Here is a 7,755-nt window from a genome sequence, read left to right as displayed (position 1 = left end):
GGCTTGACCGATAAAATAGAGCCTGATCCCATTCGCCGGAAAGATAATGAAGCCGTTGAAAGTTCAAATGAGTTGCAAGAATTAAAACAGGAGATCCTTAAAAAATTATCTGCAAAATTTCCTGAAAAATATGCTGATGATATTGAATTTACAGAAAATTTCTTTGAAAACGACTTTTACACCCGAAAATGTATGGAAGACATTTTCAATCAGGACAAACTGATTTTACTGGGCAGCAAAGGAACAGGCAAGACAGCCTTCTATCAGGCACTTAGACAAGATAATTTTTTTAAAAAGCTGTGCAGCAAGGCTCAAAAAAAACATATTAATTACCAGATTGTCAATATCATCACCATTGAAGGGGAAAAAAGGAAACAGCACAGCAAATTTTTTGATGTTGCCGGCAATATTTCCAAATCCGATATTGATGATCCGGAATTCTTTTACAGCAGATTCTGGAGGGTTTACATCTGGAATGCCTTACGGCTGGACGATGAAAAGATAGGATTTGTTTCACAAATTAAAGTATCTCCAATCAAAAATAATGGTGCCACAGCCGATTTTTTCAAACACTACATTAATAACGATGATAACTTCTTAATTGTTGAAAATGAACTTGATGAAATTGACAAACATCTCAAATCAAAAGATCAAAATCTAATTATTATATTTGATCAGTTGGATAAAGTGATCAAACCGAGATGGTGGTCTGAAGCCATCTCCCCTTTGATCAAATTTTGTCAAAGCAGAAATTATGACAGAATCCATCCAAAACTTTTTTTAAGAAGGGATTTGTTCAACAAACTTGGTAATCTGACAAACAAAGCTTCCCTTGAAAAGCAAAGCATTAATCTGGAATGGACAAGGGAAGAGCTTTATGCTTTTTTCTTTAAACTGGTCTTTTCCAGATGCCGGAAAAGCTTTGTTGAGTACGCTGAAAAAGGTGAAAGAATAAAAATTCATCAATTACAGGATATCCTGAAAAGAGTGGATAAAAAAAACAGCTACAATCAGTTACCAGCAGATGAATATCTCCTGAAGCCCCTGGTAAATATTTTTTTTGGTGAGCACACCGGAAGATTTGGAGAAACCTATGACTGGATCCATAAAAACCTGAAAAACGCAGATGGAACCATAAGCCTGAGACCATTTCTTGATTTGGTAAGACTTGCCATGGATAAACAGTATGAAATGCCGCATTTAAACAAAGACCCTTTTCCTGTTTTGTCGAACAAATGCCTTATGAATACCGAGGTCAGGGAAAAAGCTGTTGAAGGACATTTCAAAGATTTGGCCGGAGAGGAAGGCAATGAAATCCTTTATCTCATCATCAATGATATTCGAGACAATAAAATTCCGGATAAACTCAAGATATCTCCATTGACGCAGCACGAGTTTGAAGATTTGATGAAAGATATCCTCTCTCGTAATAATCAGGATTTAAAGGATATTTCTGTGCGTGATCTGGAAGAGACATTGATTCTTAATGGAATTATGTTTACAAAATATATCAGAGGTGGAAAAAAACAATATACATTTGCCTATTTATATAAATATTATCTGGGTTTGAGACACCCTTCAAAACGGTGAAAATAAATAAGAATAATTCAGATAATGTCGATTGAAAAAGCTTTGGTGAGTAGAGATTTCACTGCACAGAACTCAATGATTGCCTAAATAATAAGGATATGAACAATGTCATCAAAAATAGCAATTTTTAGTCACAAAGGCGGGGTCAGTAAGACAACAACCGCTTATCACCTTGCGTGGATGTTGACCGAATTTGACAAAAAAGTGTTGCTGGTAGATTCCGATTCACAATGTAATCTCAGCAAAATTGCTCTGGGTGAAGAAGGATTTGATCAATTTTATTTGTCAAAGCCTGACTGTAATCTAAAGTCGTATCTCTCCCCAGCGTTTAAAGCACAACCCGTTTCAATAAAAGCGGCTGAATTGATTCCTGTAAAAAATAACAGTAACTTATTCATCATTCCAGGTTCGTTTGAAATTACGGAGTATGACGTCTCTTTAGGGGTATCGTTTACCCTGTCGGAAACGCTGACATCATTAAAAAATCTTCCCGGTTCTTTCAATGCTCTCATAGAAAAAACCGTGGAAGCACATGCAATTGATTATGTCATTATTGACATGAATCCAAGCTTGAGTGCGATTAACCAAGCGTTACTTGTCAGCAGTGATTATTTCATCGTTCCTGCGGCACCGGATAACTTTTCTGCTATGGCAGTCAAATCGCTATCCAAAACGCTTCCCAAATGGGAGCAATGGGCTAAAAAGGCAAGAGTTGCATTTTCTGATGCGTTTTATCCTTTACCTAAAAATACTCCCAAGTTTATCGGAACAGTGGTTCAAAGGTACAATATTAGGGATGGAAAACCAACCCAGGCAAACCAAAAGTTAATTGATGAATTAAATCAGCTTATTACGACCCTTTTTGTTCCGGAAATCAAGAAAATAGGTATGACGCTTAACGATGAACAGTATGATTTTGAGAATTATTGTTTGAGCTTATTACCCGATTTTCAGGGCTTAAATCCAATTTATCAAAAACTTGGCATACCGGTTTATGCACTGACAGATGAGCAAATAGGACAAACTGGTACCGTATTGAAAAAATACCAAACGATGAGAGATGATTTTTATAGTAAATTTTCAAATTTTACAAAAAAAGTGATTGAGTTGACATCATGAGAAGAGCTATTGAACAGTTCAATATTAACATTGAAACAGTCAGACATCTTGGTGCAATACATTCGATTTTTACAGCACAATTGACGCCAGCACTTGATTTATCGGATATTCTTAGGTCTCAAATTGTCCTTGCCGTGTCTGCACTTGACTGTTTTATCCATGATCTTGTCAGAATCGGCATGTCGGAAATATTCCAAAGAAATGACAATCATCCCAATTCCTTTCTAAATTACGGTATCTCCATTCAGGTTGTAAAAAGAATATTAGATGCGTCAACACCAGGTGAACAAAAATTTTATTTTGAAAAAGAGATTCGACGACTCCATGGATATAGAACATTTCAAAGCTCTGAAAACATTTCACAGGCAATGGGGTTCATTGGTATAAAGCAATTGTGGAAAAAGATTGGTAATCAATTTTCCATCTCAAGTGATGACGTTAAAAGACACTTGGACTTGATTGTTGACAGAAGAAATAAGATAGCCCATGAAAGTGATATTGATCCTGCACTTGGTATAGGCGAAAAGTACCCCATTGACCCTGATATGGTGAACATATCTATTGATTTTCTTGAAGAAGTGGTCAACACTATTTTTTCAATAACAATGGAAGAGTTCAATTCCTAATATCCTGACACAGGGGGTAATTGATAAGGAAATACCATGAACACATCCCAAATCAAAGCATACGCCCCCAAAGCAAGAACCGACTTCATCAACGCCATCGAACCCGCCTGTGTACCAGTTTGTACATTTGCAATCCGAAATTCACCTTCACCTATTAATAAATTTAAAGGTAGTTTATATCAAAATCTCTGTAACAGGCTGTTTTAAAACGATTTTCATCTCTTCGATTGTGGCGGTGATCAGCCATGTACGTTATATAAAATTATCGAATTTTAAAGGATATGAAAAGCAAGCTCCTAAAACATAAAACATTCTTGAACGATCCATTGATGGGATTCGCCCATTTTACTCCTGTAGTTCAAAAGCTCCAGATTCTGTACTGAATCCATAATAGCCTTTCTGGAATCCAATGATGTTGAAGATTTTGTGGCGGAGCATTCATAAATCTATATCCCCTTAGAAATTGACATTTCACTTTATTTATAGTAATGGACATTACAGTAATCACCATTTCATAAAAACTCTTATTTCTATTCAGGACTATGAAATTTTATAACAGAGAAGAAGAACTTCAAATACTGAACGTTCTAAATAAACAAGCAGAAAAATCTGGCAGAATGACTGTAATTACAGGTAGAAGACGTGTGGGTAAAACACTTCTTGCACGCCAACATGCCAGGGACAAAAAACATTTATACTTTTTCATATCAAAAAAGAGTGAAAAACAGCTTTGCGATGAATTCTTATCCACAGTTAAACAACATTTTTCAATTCCAGTGATTGGTGAAATTGCAAGTTTCAAGGATATTTTCCTGCTTATTCTGAATATTGCAAGACATGAAAAAATAGTATTAATAATAGATGAATTTCAAGAATTCTATCATATCAATCCTTCCGTATATTCGGATATACAGAATCTTTGGGATCAACACAAAGAAGATATACAAATGCATCTTCTATTTATAGGCTCTGTTTATTCACTGATGGTAAAACTTTTTGAGAGTCGCAAAGAACCCCTTTTTGGAAGAGCTGACAGAAAAATGTATATTAAACCTTTTTCACCCCGAATCATTAAAGAGATTCTTTGTGATCATGGTGCATATACTCCTTATAATCTTTTCTTTTTATATATTATTACCGGTGGTATACCAAGGTATCTTGAAATTCTTGCAGATAATAATACATTTGACCGGAACTCTATTCTCAATTTTGTCCTGTGCAAAGATTCACCATTTCTTTTTGAAGGAAAACATCTGTTGATAGAAGAACTTGGCAAAGAATATGGAACCTATTTTTCAATTTTGGAGTTAATATCATCTTCCAAAACTTCAAGAAGTGAAATAGAATCCATAATCGGAAAAAATGTCGGCGGGCATTTGAATATGATGGAAGACAATTATGACATAATACAAAAAATCAAACCTGTAAATGCAAAAAAAAACAGCAGAATCCAGAAATATCTTATAAAAGACAATTTTCTTAACTTCTGGTTTCGGTTTATTCAAAAAAACAGATCTGCTGTGGAAACCGAAAATTTTACCTATATCAAAAAAATTGTCGAAAGGGATTTCAACTCCTTTGCAGGCTATTATCTTGAAAAACTTTTCCAGGAGATTCTCATTGCAACAGGTCAGTACAACAAAATAGGAAATTACTGGGAAAAGGGTAATCTCAATGAAATCGATATTGTGGCTGTTAACGACTTTGATAAAGAAGTTCTTATTGCAGAGGTAAAACTTAATCCCGATAAAATCAGCCTGAACAAACTGAAACATAAAGCTGAAAAATTGATCGGCAGTTATAAACACTACAACCTAAGTTTTGAAGGTTTTGCTTTGGATGATATTGATAAATTAATCTAAAGAATGCAATAAAAGTCAAATAATATCAAATTGAACTCAAAAGGCTTCAGCTCCACTGCCCATTAGATGAATGGATTTCAACCGCACTTGATTATCCTCACGTTAAACTTTTGAGATAGACCATCGCAAAATATAAGGATCACGTCCCATGAACACATCCCAAATCAAAGCATACGCCCCCAAAGCCAGAACCGACTTCATCAACGCCATCACCGAAAGAGCCGCCCGACTCGGTATCCATAAAGACCATATCGAACCGATGCGATTTGAGGGAGAGAGCCGTGATGTCGCCATCATCGGAGAGCAAGCGGTGACAAAAAGAGAGGGTGAGCAGAGGGAAAAACTGGTCAAGCGTGTCAATCAATGGGGATTTGAGATGTTCATCAGATCCAGTGCCTATGGTTGGTTCAACCGGTTCGTTGCCATCCGATACATGGAGCTTCATGATTTTCTGGATCATGGATACCGTGTCCTCAGCAGCCCGGATGGTTCAGCCAATAGAGAAGACGTCCTCCATCCTGAAATCATCGATCATGCCGCAGATGTGGATCTTCCCGGCCTTGACAAAGAAAAAGTCATTGAACTGAAACTTGCCGGAGACCAGGACAACACCCTCTTCCGAATGCTCTTGATCGCCCAGTGCAACGCCCTCCACCATGCCATGCCTTTCCTGTTCGAGAAGGTGGACAACGAAGAAGAGCTCCTTCTGCCGGACAATCTGCTCCACACCGGCTCCCCCCTCCACAATCTCATCACCGAAGTGGATGAAGCCCTGTGGGAAGATGTGGAGATCATCGGCTGGATCTATCAGTTCTACATCTCGGAAAAAAAGGATGAGGTGATCGGAAAGCAGGTCAAAAGCGAGGACATCCCCGCAGCCACCCAGCTTTTCACCCCCAACTGGATCGTGAAATACATGGTTCAGAATACCCTGGGACGCATGTGGCTTGCCACCTATCCCGATTCATCCCTGCGGGAGAAGATGGAATACTACATCGAACCTGCCCGGCAGGAACCAGACGTTCAAAAAGAGCTGGATGCCACCACACCCAAAGAGATAGATCCCGAAACCCTCACCTTTTTAGATCCTGCCTGTGGTTCGGGTCATATCCTTGTGGAAGCATACGATATTTTAAAAGAGATCTATCTGGAGCGGGGCTACCGAACCCGTGAGATTCCACGGCTCATCCTTGAAAAAAATCTCTTTGGTCTTGATATCGACAAAAGAGCTGCCCAGCTTGCTAACTTTGCTGTCCTGATGAGAGCCAGAAACGATGACAGAAGACTCTTCAGCCGGGATGATCTCACCTCCAATATTCTCTCCATCACCGACACCAAAGGGATGGACCAGGAAAGGCTCAACACCGCTCTCAAGAACAGGGAGAGCGGCAGCAGCGGGGATACCGGTTTCTGGAAATGGGAACGGGTTCAGGAACTGCTTGAGCTGTTTAAAGAGGCAAAGACCTTTGGCTCCCTGATCTCCATACCGGATGACATCGCTGAAAACCTCCATGCCCTTCAAATCCTTCTGAATTCATCACCCCAAACCACGGATGACCTTTTTCTTGGGGATGCGGAAAAAGAGCTGGATTATCTGAAACCGATTTTAGATCAAGCAGCCCTGTTGTCGAAAAGATATGACTGTGTGGTGGCAAATCCGCCGTACATGGGAAGTAAGGGGATGAATCCCATGTTGAAGACGTTTGCAGGAAATCATTATCCACAAAGCAAATCCGATCTGTTTGCCATTTTTATTGAACGGAATCTTGAACTTGCATCAAAACAGGGCTTTGTGGGAATGATCACCATGCAAAGCTGGATGTTTCTATCTTCTTTTGAAAAGCTCAGAGATAAAATCCTGACTCAAAATACTATTCATTCAATGGCTCATCTTGGTGCAAGGGGCTTTGACAGCATTGGTGGCGAGGTAGTTTCCACAACTGCTTTCGTTTTGGGAAATACCCCGCTACCAAAGTTAAAGGGAAGCTATTTTCGCCTTATTGAGGGTCATTCTGAAAAAGAGAAACTCACAGCGATTAAGGAAGCGATTCAGAATCCAGATTGTGGGTGGTTTTTTAATGCTTCTGCTGATGATTTTAAGAAGATTCCGGGGAGTCCGGTTGCGTATTGGGTGACCCAACAAACTATTAAATGTTTTTTTGAAAATACTGCTTTTATAAATTTTACTCCCCCAAAGAAAGGAATTGATACCGGAAAAAATGATTTGTTTTTGAGATTTTGGTATGAGGTTGATAAATACAAAACAAATTTCCCTTTTACTAATGCTGACATCAATGAATTAAAACATTGGCACCGTTACAACAAAGGGGGGGCATTTAGAAAATGGTTTGGAAATAATGATTATGTAGTAAATTGGAGTGATAATGGTGCGGCTATTAAGAATTTCAAAGGAAGTACTATTCGAAATGAAAAATATTTTAAAAAAAATTGTTTAACGTGGTCAGACGTCACTTCATCTCAGTTTAGTGCGAGATATTCGGGACAAGGTGCTATTCATGATAATTCAGGGCCATGTGCATTCGGCGAAAAAATCAGAT

The 7,755-nt window shown here is 38.4% G+C and carries 5 protein-coding genes; all 5 read left to right on the top strand.

Annotation, left to right across the window (positions count from 1 at the left end; genetic code table 11):
- Window positions 1-1,590: hypothetical protein (locus MTBBW1_RS03700; RefSeq protein WP_222423972.1), on the top strand; the 1,590-nt coding region annotated here is incomplete at its 5' end.
- A 105-nt stretch (window positions 1,591-1,695) separates the two neighbouring features.
- Entirely contained in the window at window positions 1,696-2,709 is a 1,014-nt protein-coding gene (locus MTBBW1_RS03695; RefSeq protein ID WP_080799291.1) for a ParA family protein, read from the top strand.
- Window positions 2,706-3,335, top strand: a complete 630-nt coding sequence (locus MTBBW1_RS03690) for a HEPN domain-containing protein (RefSeq protein ID WP_080799289.1) — start codon at window positions 2,706-2,708, stop codon at window positions 3,333-3,335. The genes MTBBW1_RS03695 and MTBBW1_RS03690 overlap by 4 nt, the downstream gene beginning before the upstream one ends.
- Before the next feature lie 542 nt (window positions 3,336-3,877).
- Window positions 3,878-5,197 (top strand): ATP-binding protein, encoded by a 1,320-nt coding sequence (locus MTBBW1_RS03685; RefSeq protein ID WP_080799287.1) that lies wholly within the window; start codon window positions 3,878-3,880, stop codon window positions 5,195-5,197.
- A 148-nt stretch (window positions 5,198-5,345) separates the two neighbouring features.
- The coding region (gene pglX, locus MTBBW1_RS03680; RefSeq protein WP_139786658.1) for a BREX-1 system adenine-specific DNA-methyltransferase PglX at window positions 5,346-7,755 on the top strand (2,410 nt) is incomplete at its 3' end.

It is taken from the genome of Desulfamplus magnetovallimortis (genome assembly GCF_900170035.1).
GTDB lineage: Bacteria > Desulfobacterota > Desulfobacteria > Desulfobacterales > Desulfobacteraceae > Desulfamplus > Desulfamplus magnetovallimortis.
This window is presented reverse-complemented; position numbering and strand designations above follow the sequence as displayed.

What these genes read in the sequence shown, in the direction of transcription:
- MTBBW1_RS03695 (WP_080799291.1), top strand. Translation starts at nt 1,696, where the DNA reads ATGTCATCAAAAATAGCAATTTTTAGTCACAAAGGCGGGGTCAGTAAG.
- MTBBW1_RS03690 (WP_080799289.1), top strand. Translation starts at nt 2,706, where the DNA reads ATGAGAAGAGCTATTGAACAGTTCAATATTAACATTGAAACAGTCAGA.
- MTBBW1_RS03685 (WP_080799287.1), top strand. Translation starts at nt 3,878, where the DNA reads ATGAAATTTTATAACAGAGAAGAAGAACTTCAAATACTGAACGTTCTA.